This window comes from Sphingorhabdus lacus (genome assembly GCF_009768975.1).
GTDB classification, from domain to species: Bacteria; Pseudomonadota; Alphaproteobacteria; order Sphingomonadales; family Sphingomonadaceae; genus Sphingorhabdus_B; species Sphingorhabdus_B lacus.
In genome coordinates this window covers 2,482,791-2,497,905 of sequence record NZ_CP035733.1, presented here as the reverse complement: position 1 = coordinate 2,497,905, position 15,115 = coordinate 2,482,791, and the positions used below count along the sequence as shown (strand labels likewise).

Below are 15,115 nucleotides of genomic sequence, written 5' to 3'. Positions count from 1 at the left end.
CATAAAGCGCCTGTCTGCCCATGATGTCATGCCCGATGCCTTGCGTGGTGCCATTATGGCGCTGGGCAATTTTGACGGCTTCCATCTGGGCCATCAGGCCGTAGCGGGCGAGGCGATTGCACAGGCCAGAGCAGCCGGAAAGCCCGCCATTATCGCGACCTTCGATCCGCACCCTGTGCGTTTCTTTGCCCCTGAAGCGCCATGGTTTAGGTTGACGACCCTCGACCAGCGGCAGCGGCTTTTCGAAGTGGCGGGCGCGGATGCGATGCTGGTCTTTGATTTTGACGCTGCCCTGGCCGCGACCACCGCCCAGGATTTTATTGTCGAACTGCTGGTGAAGCGGCTCGGGTTGACGGGTGTGGTGACGGGTGAGGATTTCACCTTTGGCAAAGGCCGTGGCGGCAACATAAAGGTCCTGCGCGAGCTGGGAGCGGATCACGGATTGCACGCGACGGCGATGGGTCCGGTGATGGACAAGGAAGGCGTCATTTCCTCCAGCCGCATTCGCGATGCCTTGCGCGCTGGCGACTGCGCCACGGCGACCCGCCTGCTGACCCGACCCTTTGCCGTCGAAGGCGTGGTGCAGCATGGCGATAAAAATGGCCGCCTGCTCGGTTTTCCGACCGCCAATATCGACATGGCGCATTATCTGCGCCCGCGTTACGGCATATATGCGGTCAAGGGCCGCTTGCCCGACGGTCGCGTACTCGACGGTGCTGCCAATCTCGGGATCCGCCCCAGCTTTGATCCGCCCAAGGAATTACTGGAACCACATTTCTTCGATTTTTCGGAGGATTTGTACGGGCAAATAATAGAAGTCGAATTTCATGCATATATTCGCGGGGAGGCCAAGTTCGACAGCATGGACGCGCTGATGGCGCAAATGCAGGCGGATTGTGATCAGGCACGCGCAATATTGGGCAATTGATAATCTTTGTGTTCTTTGTGCCTTCGTGTGAGATAATTTTTGCTCACACAAAGACACGAAGACTCAAAGAAGAAGGATAAAGGGAGGAGTTTACGGTGAAACTATCCCGTACCAAAAAGCGTATATTGGGGGTTGTTGCTCTTATCCTCGTCGCGCTGTCGTTGCTGAATTCGAGCTGGCTTGCACCTGCGCCTGTCGGCAAACCCAAATTGATTGCCCATCGCGGCGTCTATCATCTCTATGACAAGCGCGCCGCCTTTGGCCGCGACACCTGCACCGCCCGCTTCATCAACCCGCCCGATCACGAGGTGTTTGAAAACACCGTGCCGTCGATTCAGATGGCGGCGGGATTGGGCGGCGATCTGGTCGAAATTGATGTCGCGCCGACCAAGGACGGCAAAATGGTGCTGTTCCATGACTGGACCGTGGATTGCCGCACCAATGGCAAGGGCGAGACGCGCGATCTGACACTTGCCGAACTCAAGGCGCTCGACATTGGTTATGGGTACACGGCCGATGGCGGCAAGACATTCCCGCTGCGCGGCAAGGGCGTAGGGCAAATTCCGACCGTCGAGGAAGCGCTTGCCGCGCTGCCGTCGCGTCCTTTGCTGTTCAATTTCAAATCCAAGGATGCAGGAGAAGCGGATCAGCTTTTTGCCATCTTGAAGGCCTCGGGCCGGGATTACGAAAAATTGGGCGATGCCTTTTATGGTGCAACCGGCCCTGTCACCCGCATCCGCCAATTGGCGCCGAAAAACTGGGCTTTCGACCTGAAGGGCGAGGCGCAGAAATGCACGAAGGATTATGTCGCCTATGGCTGGACCGGGGTCATTCCGGAAAGCTGCCACAATGGGGTGCTCGTCATTCCGATCAATTACCAGTGGATCATGTGGGGCTGGCCCAACCGCCTGATCGCCCGCATGGAATCGGTGGGGGCAAAGGTCATCGTAATGGGCCCCTATGAAAGCGGGAAGTCCAATGAAGGCCTGACCGATGTGCACCAGCTCGGCAAGATTGCCGGAACCTTTAACGGCTATATCTGGATCGAGGATATTTGGGGCATTGGCCCCGCGCTGAAGAAGTGAAATCGGACCCCGAAACAAGTTGAGGGTGACGAAAGGCAATTTGTTGCGCTAAGGGCGCTTTCGACATGACAGAAGCTATAGACTATCGCGATACCGTCTTCCTGCCGAAGACCGATTTCCCCATGAAGGCTGGCCTTCCGCAGAAGGAACCGGTGATCCTTGCCCGTTGGCAGGAACAGCGCCTCTATGAAGAGCTGCGCAACCGCCGTAGCGGCCGTGAAAAGTTCATCCTGCATGACGGCCCGCCTTATGCAAATGGCGACATGCATATCGGCCATGCGCTGAACCATATCCTGAAAGATACGGTCGTCCGGACGCAGACATTGCTCGGCAAGGATGCGCCCTATGTTCCCGGTTGGGATTGCCACGGTCTGCCCATCGAATGGAAGGTCGAGGAACAATATCGCAAGAAAAAGCTGAACAAGGATGATGTCGATCCGGTCGAATTCCGCGCCGAATGCCGGGCCTATGCGCAGCATTGGGTCGATACCCAGCGCGAGCAGCTGAAGCGGCTGGGCATCAACGGTGACTGGGACAATCCCTATCTGACCATGGATTTCCAGGCCGAGGCAACCATCGTTTCGGAACTGTTGAAGTTCGCCGAAAGCGGCCAGCTTTATCGCGGTGCCAAGCCCGTCATGTGGTCGCCGGTCGAAAAGACCGCCTTGGCCGAGGCCGAGGTGGAATATGAAGATATCACCTCGACCCAGATTGATGTGGCGTTCGAGATTGTCGAAAGCCCGATCCCCGAACTGGTCGGCGCGCATGCGGTGATCTGGACGACGACGCCCTGGACGATTCCGGTTAATCAGGCGATCGCATATGGGCCTGATGTTGAGTACAATTTATTGGCCCCACTAGACGGTGAGGGACCGTCATTATTGATTGCTGCGGATCGGTTTAATGACGCGACGCATCGGATGGGCCTCAATTCAACCGAAAAACTTGGCTACGTTATCGTCAACGACTTCCCCGGCTCAATGCTAGCCGGAACGATCGTCCGTCACCCGATGCACCATCTCGGCGGCTTCTTTGCCAAGCCCCGCCCCATGCTGCCCGGCGATTTTGTTACCACGGACAGCGGTACCGGTTTGGTCCATATGTCGCCCGACCATGGCGAGGACGATTTCGACTTGTGCAAGGCGCATGGTATCGATCCGGTCTTTGCGGTCGAGGGCGACGGCAAATATCGCGCTGACTGGCTCTGGCTGGGCGGTGAGGGCAGCGTCATCAACCCCAAATTCAATGCGCCTGACGGACCCATCTGCTCGGCGCTGCGTGAAGCGGGCGGGCTGCTTGCGGCGTCTGCCGATTACCAGCACAGCTACCCGCATAGCTGGCGGTCGAAGGCCAAGGTCATCTACCGCTGCACGCCGCAATGGTTCGTGCCGATGGACAAGGCCATGCCGGATGGAACCTTGCGCGAAAAGGCAATGACCGCGATTTCGCAAACACGCTGGGTGCCGGAAAAGGGACAGAACCGCATCACCGCGATGGTCGAAGGCCGTCCCGACTGGGTGCTCAGCCGTCAGCGTGCGTGGGGCGTACCGATCACTTTGTTTGTCGACCGGAAGACGGGGCAATATCTCAACGACCCCGCCGTCAATGCGCGGATTGTCGCCGGTGTGCGGGAATCGGGCGTGGATGCGTGGAGCGAGGATCGCGCACAGGAATATCTGGGCAGCGATTACGCTGTCGCCGATTATGAACGCGTCACCGACATTCTCGACGTCTGGTTCGATTCGGGCTGTACGCATGTGTTTACGCTGGAAAGCGGTCGCTGGCCCGACCTGCAATGGCCCGCCGACCTCTATCTCGAAGGCAGCGACCAGCATCGCGGCTGGTTCCAGTCGAGCCTGCTGCAAAGCTGCGGCACGCGCGGGCGTGCGCCATATAATGCGGTGCTGACACACGGCTTTACGATGGACCAAAAGGGCATGAAAATGTCCAAGTCGCTCGGCAACACGATCAACCCGCTGGACCTGATGCGCGATAGCGGCGCGGACATACTTCGGCTGTGGGCGCTGACCGTGGATTTCACCGAGGACCACCGGATCGGCAAGGAAATCTTGCAGGGCGTGTCGGACCAGTATCGCAAGTTGCGCAACACCTTCCGCTATCTGCTCGGCGCGCTCGACGGATTTTCGGATGCTGAAAAGGTCGCCGTTTCGGACATGCCGGAACTGGAGCGCTACATGCTCCATCTGCTGGCCGATATGGACGCGAAGCTGAAAGTCGCGGTCAATGACTTCGACTTCAACAGCTATGTGCGCCTGCTGACCGATTTTGCCAATGAAGACCTATCGGCCTTCTTCTTCGATATCCGCAAGGATTGCCTCTATTGCGATGCCCCGACCGATCCCAAGCGGATGGCCTATCGCACGGTGCTCGACATCCTGTTCCACGCACTGGTGCGATACATCGCGCCTGTGCTGGTTTTTACCAGCGAAGAAGTGTGGCAGACCCGCTTTGGTCCGGATGTGGATAGCGTGCATTTTTCGGATTGGCCGGAGGTTCCTGCCGCGACCGACCAAACGCTTGCCGCAAAATGGGAGAGCATCCGTTCGGCACGCATGGTGGCCACCGAACAGATCGAACCTATGCGCCGGGAAAAAATTGTCGGTTCAAGCCTGGAAGTCGAATACACCTACAATGGTGATTTCGGCGATGTCGATTTGGCCGAGGTCTTTATCGTTTCGGCCGTTCATCAAGGCACCGAAACTGCTGCACGGAAAACCACCAACCATAAATGCGGGCGCTGCTGGCGGCATCTGCCCGAGGTTACCGAAGACGGGGCACTCTGCGCCCGGTGCGAGGATGTGGTCAATGGCTGAAAATCTTCTTCGCGTCTTCGCGTCTTCGCGCGAACAATATGTATTTGGTTCGCGCGAAGACGCGAAGACGCGAAGATTTCTCATTCGCCGTCATCCTGAAATTGTTTCAGGATCTTACTTTCAACGGTGCAGAATTAAGACCCTGAAACAAGTTCAGGGTGACGATGCGGGGTTTGAGGGTGACGGCTTAAGGTTCGCGCGTTAAGGGACGATCATGAATCCCCATTCCAAATTTCGCCTGCAGGGCATCATGCTTGCCAGTCTTGTCTTCATCGCTGACCAGATTGTGAAATATATCATGCTCGGCCCGTTGCAGCTGCAAAGCCGTGGCGTGATCCACATCATTTCCTTTTTCGACCTGCGCTATGCCGAAAATCGCGGCGTATCGATGAGCTTCCTGACCGCCGACAGCGATGCCGAGCGGTGGGCGCTGGTCGCTTTGACCGCGGCGATTGCGGGTGGGGTTGCGATCTGGATGTGGCGTGAAAAACTGCGCGGCGACATGCTTGCGCTTGCGCTTGTTCTGGGCGGTGCGCTTGGCAATATCGTCGACCGGGTCCGCTATGGCTATGTCGTCGACTATGCCGATTTGCACTTCGGAATGTTCCGTCCTTTCTACATTTTCAACCTAGCCGATGCCGCCATAACCTTTGGCGTGCTGATATTACTTGCCCGTGCTTTCCTGATGCGCGAAAAGGCACCCGTTCAGGAACCCGCAAGCAGCGCGGACATAGTGGAGAGAGTATGAAGCGGAAACTTATCCTGACGGTCGTGGCCTTCGCCTTGACCACCCTTTCGGGGTGCGGTTCGACGGGCATTTTGGACCGTCAACGGCCTGATGAATTTGCGGTCACCCGTTCCAAGCCGATTGAAGTGCCTGCCACATTCACTCTGCCCGCGCCGACGCCCGATGCGCCGCGCCCGCAAGATGGTGACATCAAGGAACAGGTTCTCGATGCGCTCTTTGGCGGCACAGCGCCCGCTCCCCGGCCCTAATCCGCGCCCTGAAGGACTGATTATATGAAACAGAAACTGATTTTGGCCTTTTGCGCAACCGCAATGGTAACCCTGTCCGGCTGCGCTTCGGTAAGTCAGGCAGGACAGGCGCTGTGGGATTGGGATATTCGCGGCAATCAGGTGGCAGCGCCTGCAACCGGTCGTGCGGCACCCCTGGTTGTGCCCCCCGATTTCGCGCTTGAACCAACGCCAGCCGTCGCGGCCCGCCCGACAGAGGCCGGTCAGGAGCAGGTTCTTGAGGCGATGTTTGGCGGCGCGGCACAACGTTCGGCTGCAGAACGCGCTATATCGACTACGCCCGGTGCGGCTGAAATGGGTATCCGTTCGTCAGTGGGTGATCCCCAGACAAATACGGTGAACAAAGGCTCGATCACCCGCGACATCATCGCCGCCCCCGAGGGCGACGGTCAAACCGCACAGGCGGTTATTCCCGGCTAAAATAGGGAAGGGCGATTACGCCCTTACCCCGGCTTCCTCTACTTCAACGCCCGCGCTGTTGTGGCGCAGGGCCTTTAGTACGGTTTCGACTATCTGCGGCGCGTTCAGGCCAGCCTCGTCATATTGCTTTTGCGGATTGTCATGCTCCTGAAAGATATCCGGCAGGCGCATCGTGCGGATCTTCAATCCGGTGTCCATCAAACCCAGATCGCTCGCCAGCGTCAGGACATGGGCGCCGAGACCGCCTACGGCCGCTTCCTCCACCGTTACCACCACTTCATGCGTAGCGATCATGTGACGGATCAGGTCTTCGTCAAGCGGCTTGGCAAAGCGCAGGTCGGCGACACTGGTGCTAAGGCCCTTGGCGTCCAGCGTATCGGCAGCCTTGAGCGCCTCGGCCAATCGGGTGCCCAGCGAGAGAATCGCAACCTTCTTGCCTTCCCGCACCACGCGGCCTTTGCCGATTTCAAGGCGCTGGGGAACTTCGGGCAAGGGGACGCCGATCCCGTTTCCGCGTGGATAGCGGAAAGCGATCGGTCCGCTGTCATAGCATGCGGCGGTATAGGTCATGTGGACCAGTTCGGCTTCGTCCGAGGGTGACATGACGACCATATTGGGCAGGGTCGCGAGATAGGTGATGTCGAACGATCCCGCGTGTGTGCTGCCATCGGCGCCGACCAGACCGGCGCGGTCGATGGCGAAGCGCACGGGCAGGTTCTGGATCGCCACGTCATGCACGACCTGATCATAGGCGCGTTGCAGGAAGGTCGAATAAATCGCGCAGAAGGGACGCATGCCCTGCGCTGCGAGGCCTGCCGCAAAGGTGACGCCATGCTGTTCGGCAATGCCGACGTCAAAGCTGCGGTCGGGATGCGCCTGCGCGAATTTATCGACGCCCGTGCCCGAGGGCATGGCGGCTGTGATCGCGCATATGGTTGGATCCGTATCGGCAAGCTTGGCCAAGGTTTCACCGAACACATTCTGATAGGCAGGTGGGCCGCCACCTGGGCCCTTGTCCTGCTTGCCGGTGATGACGTCGAATTTGACAACACCATGATATTTGTCAGCCGCCGCTTCGGCAGGGGCATAGCCCTTACCCTTTTGTGTGACGACATGGACCAGCACGGGGCCTTCCGCATTGTCGCGGACATTTTCGAGAACGGGAATGAGCTGATCCAGATTGTGGCCGTCGATGGGGCCGACGTAGTAAAAGCCCAGCTCTTCAAACAAGGTGCCGCCCATGGCCATGCCACGGGCATATTCTTCTGCCTTGGCCGCAGCATTGTGGATACGGCGCGAAAGCTTCCGGGCCAGCTTGCTCGCGAGGCTGCGTAGCCCCAGATATTCGCTGGAGGATACAAGACGCGAAAGATAAGCCGATAGCCCGCCGACCGGAGGTGCAATCGACATGTCATTGTCATTGAGAATGACGACCAGCCGGTTGCCCGCTGCCTGGGCGTTGTTCATGGCTTCATAGGCCATGCCTGCGCTCATCGCGCCGTCGCCGATTACCGCGATTGCCTTGCCAGGTTTGCCGGCCATCTTGTTTGCGACAGCAAAGCCCAAGGCGGCGGAAATCGACGTGGAGCTGTGCGCGGCGCCGAATGGATCATATTCGCTTTCGCTGCGCTTGGTGAAACCCGAAAGCCCGCCACCCGTCCGCAATGTGCGGATCCGGTCGCGGCGTCCGGTGAGAATTTTGTGCGGATAGCATTGATGGCCAACATCCCAGATCAGACGGTCGTCGGGCGTGTTGAACACATAATGGATGGCGGTGGTCAGCTCCACAACGCCAAGTCCGGCCCCCAAATGTCCACCTGTTACCGAAACGGCGGAAATAGTTTCAGCGCGAAGCTCGTCGGCCAGTTGGCGAAGTTGCGAAACCTGAAGTCCGCGTAGATCGGCGGGTATTTTTACCGTGTCGAGCAACGGCGTGTCTGGAACATGGGTCATGGGTTAATGTGATAGCGGGTAAATTTAGGCCTGTCAGTCACAATCAGCGCACTTGCCGCGCACTTCGATAACCGGACGCACCTGTGCAAAACCGGCACCTTCGGCGGCGGCGCGGACATTATTGGTCAGCTTGTCGTCATCAATATGTGTCGCCGTGCCACAATTATCGCAGATCAGGAATATGCAGTCGTGAAGGCAGCCGGGATGGGAATTGGCCAGATAGGCGTTGGCGCTTTCGACCCGGCGGGCGAGGTTGGTCGCCACGAACAGGTCCAAAATGCGGTACACACTGTTGGGTGCAACACGCTTGCCGCGCTTTTGGGAAACGAGGTCGGCGATGTCATAGGCCGAGGCCGGCTTTTCAAAAGTCGCCAAGACATCGAAAATGTCCGCGCGCATTTCTGTCCACTGCTCGCCCGCGTCGATAAGTGCGGCCTGCGCCGCATGGGTAAGCGATGCGCCTTCATGTTCGTGATGATGATGTGCTGCCATCTAGCGAATTTAGGCGTTCACGGGCACATAAGCAAGCACAGGGTCTTAGTCGGGAGTGAAGATGATCTTCGGGCCTCGATCCGTCATGCATTCGGCGGCTTGGGCAAAGGGCATTACGGAATGGGTCACATGCTCAGGATGCAAGTTACCGCACGCCATGCAATCCAGCACATCCGGTAGCCAGGTACGCGCGCTCGCCCGGCTGGTGTGGAATGTCAGCCCGCGATAATAGGCTTGCGACAAGGGCACAGCCGTGGTCGGCTCCAAATGCATGGCGACGCTCGTCAAAATGGCATTGGGACGGCACGACCGAACGGCAAATGCCAACGCATCGGAAGTCCCCGCGGCTTCGACAACGATGTCGAAAAGCTCTTGAGGCTCCCGCCCGGCGGCCAAGGCCATCGGTCCCGAATCGGCTCCCATATGCCTTGCCCGTTCGCAATTGGCCTGGTTGTCGTCCAGATACAACACGCGCCCCGCCCCCAAGGCGACGGCGGCGCCAGCAGCATATAGACCGACGCTCTGGGCCAACCCTCCGACGATTAGCACGCTGGCGCCGGGATATTGGGCCAATTGTGGCGCGACCGCGCGCCAGCCGTCGGGAATATTGTCGGCTGCACTTGCCGCATGGATGGGGTCAACGCCCTGCGGCAGGGGAACCAGCATGAAGTCAGCATAAGGTACACGGATGGCATCCGACAAAGCGCCGCCATATTCAACTCGGCCACCCCCCAGCCCAAACGCAGCGTAAGGGGGTACCGACTCGCATGATGCAGTGAAGCCGCGCCGACAGGATGTGCAGGAACCGCAGCTTATCTGAAACGGTACAACGACCCGCTGTCCAGGAACGACATTGGCGAGCTTTCCGGCCTCCACCACTTCGCCCACCATTTCATGCCCGAACGCAAAAGGTCCCGGAAAGGGAACCACGCCCGTGGCAATGTAGAGGTCAAGGTCACAGCGCGCGACGGCGAGCGGGCGAACAATGGCATCCCGATCATGCTGAAGCTTCGGCGATGGAACATCGCGCCATTCAAAATGCTTGGGGGCCAGGAAAGTCAGTTGGCGCATTAGCGCTCGCTGCCGTTTTCGATCTGGACGGGGACATCGAACCAGCGGACTTCGGGCTCGCTTCCATAAAGCGACTTGGCTTTGGCGCGCCATGCGCTGCTGTACCAGGCTTCTGCCGATGCGCGATCTTTCCAAAGATACATGCCGCCAAATTGTTCGGCATCAGCGATAAAATATTTGCGAATCAATCCCGGAATCTTTTCATAAATCGGTACGGCACGTTTGAATTCGACCTCCAGCATTGGCCGGCTGATACTGGCGGGGGTTTTAATCGTGACGATTGTGGCGACCGGTGGGGGCGAAGCTTGATCTTGCGCAACAGCGTGGGTGCTGACGCTGAGCGAGAGGCAGAGCGCAGACAGTAAAAGGATTGGACGACGCATACAAAATCTCCTTTTCAATGCCGCTATCTTCACCATTGCCCGGGCAGTTTAAATGCGCGATATTGCAAAACAGATGTCCATTATTGCAAAACATGCTTGATCCGCGTGACCTCGATGATCTCATCGCCATTTGGCAGGCGGGGTCATTAAGTGCGGCCGCAAAAAGACGCCGAGTCGCCATATCGACAATCTCGCGCCGCATTGAATAGCTGGAAAATGCCCTCAAACTCCGCCTCGTCGACCGGCAGGCCAAGGGAACCACGCTCACCTATTTTGGCGAACTGATTGCTAAGACGGCGGAGCCGATTGCCGAGCAACTTGCCCGCGTCAACAGGCTGGCGGATGGTTTGCGAAGCGAAGGCGGGAATCTCCCGGTCCGCCTGTCCGCTACCGAATTTGTAATTTCGGACGTACTCGCGCCCGCTTTGCCGGCCCTATGGACGCAAGGCGTAGACTTTCCTGTACATCTCCAATCGCAGGCAGATGTTGTCAGCCTCGCGGGGCGCGATGCCGACATCGCTGTCCGGATGTCCCGGCCCGAAGGGGCAAGTTTGATAATGCGCAAACTGCCTCCGCTGCATCTCGGCTTTTTTGCGGCGCGCGCATATCTGGACAAAAGACAACCGTCAGACATCGATTTAGTACGCGAACGCTTGATCATCTATGATGACAGCTACGGTCGATTGCCCGAACTTATCTGGATGGAGGAGATGGGACTACGAACTTCTGTAGCCCTCAGGACAGGGAGTACCCGGGCGCTCATGACCGCTGCGATAAGCGGTGCTGGGATTGCCCTGTTGCCTGTTGCCATCGCGCAAAGGGAACAGGAATTGGTGCAAGTCCCGACGACCCATGCCCCGCCGCCAAGAAACCCCTGGCTGATTGTGCACCGCGATTTGCAGCATCAGCCATCGATCCGGGTCGTCCATAACTGGGTGCTGTCGACATTTGCCGCATTAGTCAGCGGGGGGAATTAGCGCGGTAATTATGCCTTAGTGCGACGCGCGGTGATTAAGGTCGTGGCCAAGCGCCAGAACGGCAACGCCCATGACCGTCCAGAGTATCTCGGTCGTTCCGTGCGGAATGGTCAGTGCACCAGCCATCATGCCAATGCCTAAAGCGCCGATAGCGGCGGGCATGACAAAGCCGTGGTCCCACAAGCCCTTGCCCAAGGCGAGCATACCGAAGAGAATCGCAAGGAAAAGGCCAGCTTCATGGATAACCGGATCGAGCAGCAGACCGCCCGCCGAGGCCAGAAATACCAGCAGTACGGATGTCGCGAGGCAATGGACCAGACACAGGCCAGCAATGCTCAAACCGAGCCCGTCCCAACGCCATTTTGTCCAAACCTGTGTCATTCGCAGGCCGCTCTATACCGATTCGGCGCACGTTACAACATATCATTTGGAAGAATGATGGATTGATCAGCCGATTTCGAACAGTGAATAGACGGGGCCAGTGGCTGTTTGCTCGCCAGTTCCGACTGCCACAACGTTGTTGAGCCAAGCATAGCGGTCTTCGCCGCATTCAAATTTTGCGACGATGGCAAGGGAATATTCTTCGGGTTCAAGCAATTCGCCCTTTGAGAAGCGCGACATCGCTTCGGCAGGCGCCAGAAAGCGGCCCTGATAGGACAGATAGATTAAAGCTGAATCATCCGTTCTCAGGGCGAGGCGAACATCGATGACCATCACGCCATCGCTGCGATTTATGACCCAGTCTGCTCCCGGTAAAACCGTGCCATTCAGCCGTTCGCCCGAAAAATGGCCACCCGTGACCGGCGCGATCCGGCGATGCCCGCCCGGGGTTGGTCCTATGACCAGCATAGACCGGAAATCGACATCCAGGGTGAGGGTGACTAAATGCTTGTGCGCCAGATGATCCATTGGCATCACGCTAGCATTTGCCACCAAGAGCAGCAATGGGGGAGACTATGGATATCATCGCACGGCGGCCCGGACCCTCGGTACAGGAAGTGTTTGAACAGGATATCAATCCGGCGCCTTCCATTTTGCGAGAGGAATCCCCTGCGCAAGGGCAGGATATGTCCGACGTTTCCAGCGAGCGCTATTTCTCCAAGCAGTGGCACGATTTGGAAGTCGAGAAGGTGTGGCGCAAATGCTGGCAACTGGCATGCCGGGTCGAGCATATTCCCAATGTCGGCGATCACATCGTTTATGAAATTGTCCATGACTCGTTGATTGTTATTCGGACGGCGCCTGATGAAATTCGCGCCTATGTCAATTCATGCCTGCACCGGGGCACGCTGCTGCGCACTGAAGGTGGCTGCGTAAACCAGTTGCGTTGTCCATTTCACGGCTGGACATGGAAGCTGGACGGAAGCCTTTCCATTATACCCGGACAATGGGACTTTCCCCATGTCGACAAGGACAAAATGCGGCTGCCCGAAGCGAAAGTCGGTATTTGGGGCGGATTTGTATTCGTCAATTTCGATCCTGATTGCGAGCCGCTTGAAAATTATCTTGAAAATCTACCCGAACATTTTGAGGCCTTCGATCTTGAGGACCGCTATGTAGCGGCGCATGTTGGCAAGATCATGCCGTGCAATTGGAAGCTGGCAATGGAAGCTTTTGTGGAAGCCTATCATGTCAGCATCGCGCATCCTCAGGTCATGGGCTATTATGGCGACACGAACACGCAATATGATGTGTGGCCCGATATCCGCCATGTCAGCCGCATGATCAGCGTTCAGGGCGTTCCTTCGCCTTCCATGAAAGGCGTTCCTGCTGAACGTACGATCGAGGAAATGCGCAGGGATGTTCCGTTCTTTGCCGGGAAACCCATCGAAGTGGGCGAGGGTGAAACGGCGCGCGGCAAATTGGCGGAACGTGCGCGCGAGAAAATTTCGCGTAGCTCGGGCCGCGACATGTCGGCCTTGTCCGACAGCGAATCTCTCGATCTCATCGAATATCTCCTGTTCCCGAACATGGTGCCATGGGGCGGACAGGCTTTGCCGATCACATATCGTTTCCGGCCCAATGGCGATGATCCGGAAACCTCGATCATGGAAATCATGTTTCTGTTCTCGAAGGCACCGGATGGCTCGCATCCCGAACCTGCGAAACTTAATATGCTGGGATCGGACCAAAAATGGACTGATGCGCCGGAATTGGGATCGGCCGCCATGGTTGCTGATCAAGATACGGATAATCTCATGCGCATTCAAAAAGGGCTGCGCGCCTCCAAAAAGCCCGGCGTCACCCTGGCCCGTTATCAGGAAAGCCGCATCCGGCATTACCACGAAACATTGGATGCTTATATGTCGCGTCCATAGAGGGCCGCGTTTCGCCCGCCGATTTTCTTCCTGCATGCCGGGTAAGACAGATTCTGCAACTACCGACGCTTAAAAAGCAATGCGTCGTCCCGTTGCCGCACTTGTCTTAATCTTCACGTCCGCGCATATCGGCGCGCATGCAGAACACCTTGGCCGCCGAAAATCTTGCGCTTCCCACGACCACCCGCCCCGATGCGTTGGTTAAATGGTTGATATGTGTCGCCCTGCTGGTGTTTGCGATGGTGGTGGTCGGCGGCATTACGCGGCTGACGGAATCGGGCCTTTCCATCACCGAATGGAAGCCCATTGCCGGAACGCTGCCCCCCTTGAACGAAGCGGCCTGGGTGTCGGAGTTCGAGAAATATAAGCAGATCCCCGAATATACCGAAATCAACGGTCCGGCCGGCATGACGCTGGCCCAATTCAAATTCATCTATTTCTGGGAATGGGTGCACAGATTGCTCGGCCGGGTGATCGGACTGGCCTTTGCTCTGCCGCTTGCCTGGTTCTGGGCCAGGCGCGCCATTCCCGAAGGCTATAAGCCCCGGCTGCTGGCCTTGCTCGCGCTTGGCGGATTGCAAGGAACCATTGGTTGGTGGATGGTTTCATCGGGTTTGACCGCACGTACCGACGTTAGCCACTATCGCTTGGCGGTGCACTTGCTGACGGCGTTGTTTATCTTGGGCGGTCTGGTCTGGACGGCACTTGATTTAAAGGCGCTTGCACGCAATCCGGCTGCGAAACCGGCAAAGCTTACCGGATTTGCGTTGGCCGTTTTGGCCATTTTATTCGTCCAATTGCTGTTCGGCGCATGGGTTGCGGGCCTGAATGCCGGTTATGTTTCAAATAGTTGGCCCCTGATGAACGACCGGTTTGTGCCGGATGGTATCGATACAACAAAGGGCACCTTCTATGCCATCGTGAACGATCCCTTCTTAACCCACTTTGTGCACCGTTGGTGGGCATGGGTTGCGGTAATAGCATTGATCATGCTTGCACGCAGAACCAAAGCGGCGGGGGCGCGTCCTGCGTCTATCGCCATTCACAGCGCCTTTGGCGTGCAAATCCTATTGGGCATTGCGACGGTCCTTACCGGCGTTAACATCGTGCTCGCTGTTTCGCACCAAGCCGTAGGCGCGCTGCTTGTGGCGGCTACGGTGTGGGGTGCCCATGTCATCGGTCGCGATCATGGCACATAAGGCCGCCAACAACGACGTCGCTGTAATCTACGCGGTATTCCCGACTGCGGGCGAGGGGCATGATGTTTGTCGAAAACTCTTGTCCGAAGGCCTGATCGCCTGCGCAAATCGTTTCCCGATGGTGATCTCGCATTTCCGTTGGGAAGGCGAGATTGAGGCGAAGGAAGAACATCCGGTGTTGTTCAAAACCTCCCCCGCCAAAGCCGAGGCCGCCATGCAGCGCATCGCGGCGCTGCACCGCTACAAGGTCCCCGCCGTCCTGCGCTTGTCGAGTGAAGGTGCTTTACCTGCCTATGCCGAATGGGTCGCATCAGAGACGGCATAGCCGGTCTTGGCAGTTCGTTTTCGACCGCCGGAGTGGCAGGGAGGTATTATTATACCTTCCGTAAAACCCCTGCTTTTGCTTGACTATTGGACGCT

At 57.7% G+C, this 15,115-nt stretch carries 17 protein-coding genes; 11 read left to right on the top strand and 6 right to left on the bottom strand.

The genetic code is table 11. The features are described from left to right. Nucleotide 1: 1 nt before the first annotated feature. The 7 genes from EUU25_RS11775 to EUU25_RS11745 all read left to right on the top strand — a co-directional run bounded on the left by EUU25_RS11775 (nucleotide 2) and on the right by EUU25_RS11745 (nucleotide 6,302). Nucleotides 2–928 (top strand): bifunctional riboflavin kinase/FAD synthetase, encoded by a 927-nt coding sequence (locus EUU25_RS11775; RefSeq protein WP_425505218.1) that lies wholly within the window; start codon nucleotides 2–4, stop codon nucleotides 926–928. Nucleotides 929–1,023: 95 nt separating this feature from the next. Next, nucleotides 1,024–2,013 carry a glycerophosphodiester phosphodiesterase family protein gene (locus EUU25_RS11770; protein WP_158901192.1) on the top strand — a complete coding sequence of 330 codons (990 nt, stop codon included), beginning with the start codon at nucleotides 1,024–1,026 and terminating at the stop codon, nucleotides 2,011–2,013. Nucleotides 2,014–2,078: 65 nt separating this feature from the next. Continuing rightward, nucleotides 2,079–4,847 (top strand): isoleucine--tRNA ligase, encoded by a 2,769-nt coding sequence (ileS, locus tag EUU25_RS11765; protein WP_158901190.1) that lies wholly within the window; start codon nucleotides 2,079–2,081, stop codon nucleotides 4,845–4,847. Then, nucleotides 4,840–5,052 (top strand): hypothetical protein, encoded by a 213-nt coding sequence (locus tag EUU25_RS11760; RefSeq protein WP_158901188.1) that lies wholly within the window; start codon nucleotides 4,840–4,842, stop codon nucleotides 5,050–5,052. Before ileS ends, EUU25_RS11760 begins: the two co-directional genes overlap by 8 nt. A 9-nt stretch (nucleotides 5,053–5,061) precedes the next feature. After that, entirely contained in the window at nucleotides 5,062–5,595 is a 534-nt protein-coding gene (gene lspA / locus EUU25_RS11755; protein ID WP_158901186.1) for a signal peptidase II, read from the top strand. Next, on the top strand, nucleotides 5,592–5,843 hold the full coding sequence (locus tag EUU25_RS11750) for a DUF3035 domain-containing protein (RefSeq protein ID WP_158901184.1): 252 nt from the start codon (nucleotides 5,592–5,594) through the stop codon (nucleotides 5,841–5,843). Before lspA ends, EUU25_RS11750 begins: the two co-directional genes overlap by 4 nt. A 24-nt stretch (nucleotides 5,844–5,867) precedes the next feature. Further along, entirely contained in the window at nucleotides 5,868–6,302 is a 435-nt protein-coding gene (locus EUU25_RS11745; RefSeq protein WP_158901182.1) for a DUF3035 domain-containing protein, read from the top strand. A 15-nt stretch (nucleotides 6,303–6,317) separates the two neighbouring features. On the opposite strand, the gene dxs is transcribed toward EUU25_RS11745, so the two are convergent. Genes dxs through EUU25_RS11725 form a run of 4 tightly spaced genes read right to left on the bottom strand, consistent with a single transcriptional unit; the run spans nucleotide 6,318 to nucleotide 10,201 of the window. Continuing rightward, a complete protein-coding gene (gene dxs, locus EUU25_RS11740) occupies nucleotides 6,318–8,255 on the bottom strand; it encodes a 1-deoxy-D-xylulose-5-phosphate synthase (protein ID WP_158901181.1) in 1,938 nt (645 codons plus the stop codon). Between the two features lie 33 nt (nucleotides 8,256–8,288). Next, nucleotides 8,289–8,747: a Fur family transcriptional regulator gene (locus EUU25_RS11735; RefSeq protein WP_158901180.1), complete on the bottom strand. Its 459-nt coding sequence runs from the start codon at nucleotides 8,745–8,747 to the stop codon at nucleotides 8,289–8,291. Between the two features lie 45 nt (nucleotides 8,748–8,792). After that, nucleotides 8,793–9,818: an alcohol dehydrogenase catalytic domain-containing protein gene (locus tag EUU25_RS11730; RefSeq protein WP_158901179.1), complete on the bottom strand. Its 1,026-nt coding sequence runs from the start codon at nucleotides 9,816–9,818 to the stop codon at nucleotides 8,793–8,795. Next, nucleotides 9,818–10,201 carry a monooxygenase gene (locus tag EUU25_RS11725; protein ID WP_158901178.1) on the bottom strand — a complete coding sequence of 128 codons (384 nt, stop codon included), beginning with the start codon at nucleotides 10,199–10,201 and terminating at the stop codon, nucleotides 9,818–9,820. The genes EUU25_RS11730 and EUU25_RS11725 overlap by 1 nt, the downstream gene beginning before the upstream one ends. Nucleotides 10,202–10,548: 347 nt before the next feature. Here EUU25_RS11725 and EUU25_RS11720 point away from each other — a divergent pair, with 347 nt between their 5' ends. Beyond that, a complete protein-coding gene (locus tag EUU25_RS11720; protein WP_158901177.1) occupies nucleotides 10,549–11,178 on the top strand; it encodes a substrate-binding domain-containing protein in 630 nt (209 codons plus the stop codon). A gap of 15 nt (nucleotides 11,179–11,193) precedes the next feature. On the opposite strand, the gene EUU25_RS11715 is transcribed toward EUU25_RS11720, so the two are convergent. After that, entirely contained in the window at nucleotides 11,194–11,559 is a 366-nt protein-coding gene (locus EUU25_RS11715) for a MerC domain-containing protein (protein ID WP_158901176.1), read from the bottom strand. 66 nt (nucleotides 11,560–11,625) lie between these two features. Beyond that, complete coding sequence (locus tag EUU25_RS11710; protein WP_158901175.1) at nucleotides 11,626–12,093, bottom strand: DUF3237 domain-containing protein; 468 nt, start codon at nucleotides 12,091–12,093, stop codon at nucleotides 11,626–11,628. A gap of 41 nt (nucleotides 12,094–12,134) precedes the next feature. On the opposite strand from EUU25_RS11710, the gene EUU25_RS11705 reads away from it, so the two are divergent. The 3 genes from EUU25_RS11705 to cutA all read left to right on the top strand — a co-directional run bounded on the left by EUU25_RS11705 (nucleotide 12,135) and on the right by cutA (nucleotide 15,020). After that, a complete protein-coding gene (locus tag EUU25_RS11705) occupies nucleotides 12,135–13,496 on the top strand; it encodes an aromatic ring-hydroxylating oxygenase subunit alpha (RefSeq protein WP_158901174.1) in 1,362 nt (453 codons plus the stop codon). A 137-nt stretch (nucleotides 13,497–13,633) separates the two neighbouring features. Beyond that, nucleotides 13,634–14,695 carry a COX15/CtaA family protein gene (locus EUU25_RS11700; RefSeq protein ID WP_158901173.1) on the top strand — a complete coding sequence of 354 codons (1,062 nt, stop codon included), beginning with the start codon at nucleotides 13,634–13,636 and terminating at the stop codon, nucleotides 14,693–14,695. Next, a complete protein-coding gene (gene cutA, locus EUU25_RS11695) occupies nucleotides 14,667–15,020 on the top strand; it encodes a divalent-cation tolerance protein CutA (RefSeq protein ID WP_158901172.1) in 354 nt (117 codons plus the stop codon). The genes EUU25_RS11700 and cutA overlap by 29 nt, the downstream gene beginning before the upstream one ends. Nucleotides 15,021–15,115: the final 95 nt, after the last annotated feature.

Bases quoted from the DNA above. Each gene is read 5' to 3' on its own strand.
- cutA (WP_158901172.1), top strand. From the start codon at position 14,667: ATGTCATCGGTCGCGATCATGGCACATAAGGCCGCCAACAACGACGTC.
- EUU25_RS11705 (WP_158901174.1), top strand. From the start codon at position 12,135: ATGGATATCATCGCACGGCGGCCCGGACCCTCGGTACAGGAAGTGTTT.
- lspA (WP_158901186.1), top strand. From the start codon at position 5,062: ATGAATCCCCATTCCAAATTTCGCCTGCAGGGCATCATGCTTGCCAGT.
- EUU25_RS11760 (WP_158901188.1), top strand. From the start codon at position 4,840: ATGGCTGAAAATCTTCTTCGCGTCTTCGCGTCTTCGCGCGAACAATAT.
- EUU25_RS11715 (WP_158901176.1), bottom strand. From the start codon at position 11,559: ATGACACAGGTTTGGACAAAATGGCGTTGGGACGGGCTCGGTTTGAGC.
- dxs (WP_158901181.1), bottom strand. From the start codon at position 8,255: ATGACCCATGTTCCAGACACGCCGTTGCTCGACACGGTAAAAATACCC.
- EUU25_RS11750 (WP_158901184.1), top strand. From the start codon at position 5,592: ATGAAGCGGAAACTTATCCTGACGGTCGTGGCCTTCGCCTTGACCACC.
- EUU25_RS11735 (WP_158901180.1), bottom strand. From the start codon at position 8,747: ATGGCAGCACATCATCATCACGAACATGAAGGCGCATCGCTTACCCAT.
- EUU25_RS11725 (WP_158901178.1), bottom strand. From the start codon at position 10,201: ATGCGTCGTCCAATCCTTTTACTGTCTGCGCTCTGCCTCTCGCTCAGC.
- EUU25_RS11730 (WP_158901179.1), bottom strand. From the start codon at position 9,818: ATGCGCCAACTGACTTTCCTGGCCCCCAAGCATTTTGAATGGCGCGAT.
- ileS (WP_158901190.1), top strand. From the start codon at position 2,079: ATGACAGAAGCTATAGACTATCGCGATACCGTCTTCCTGCCGAAGACC.
- EUU25_RS11745 (WP_158901182.1), top strand. From the start codon at position 5,868: ATGAAACAGAAACTGATTTTGGCCTTTTGCGCAACCGCAATGGTAACC.
- EUU25_RS11710 (WP_158901175.1), bottom strand. From the start codon at position 12,093: ATGCCAATGGATCATCTGGCGCACAAGCATTTAGTCACCCTCACCCTG.
- EUU25_RS11700 (WP_158901173.1), top strand. From the start codon at position 13,634: ATGCAGAACACCTTGGCCGCCGAAAATCTTGCGCTTCCCACGACCACC.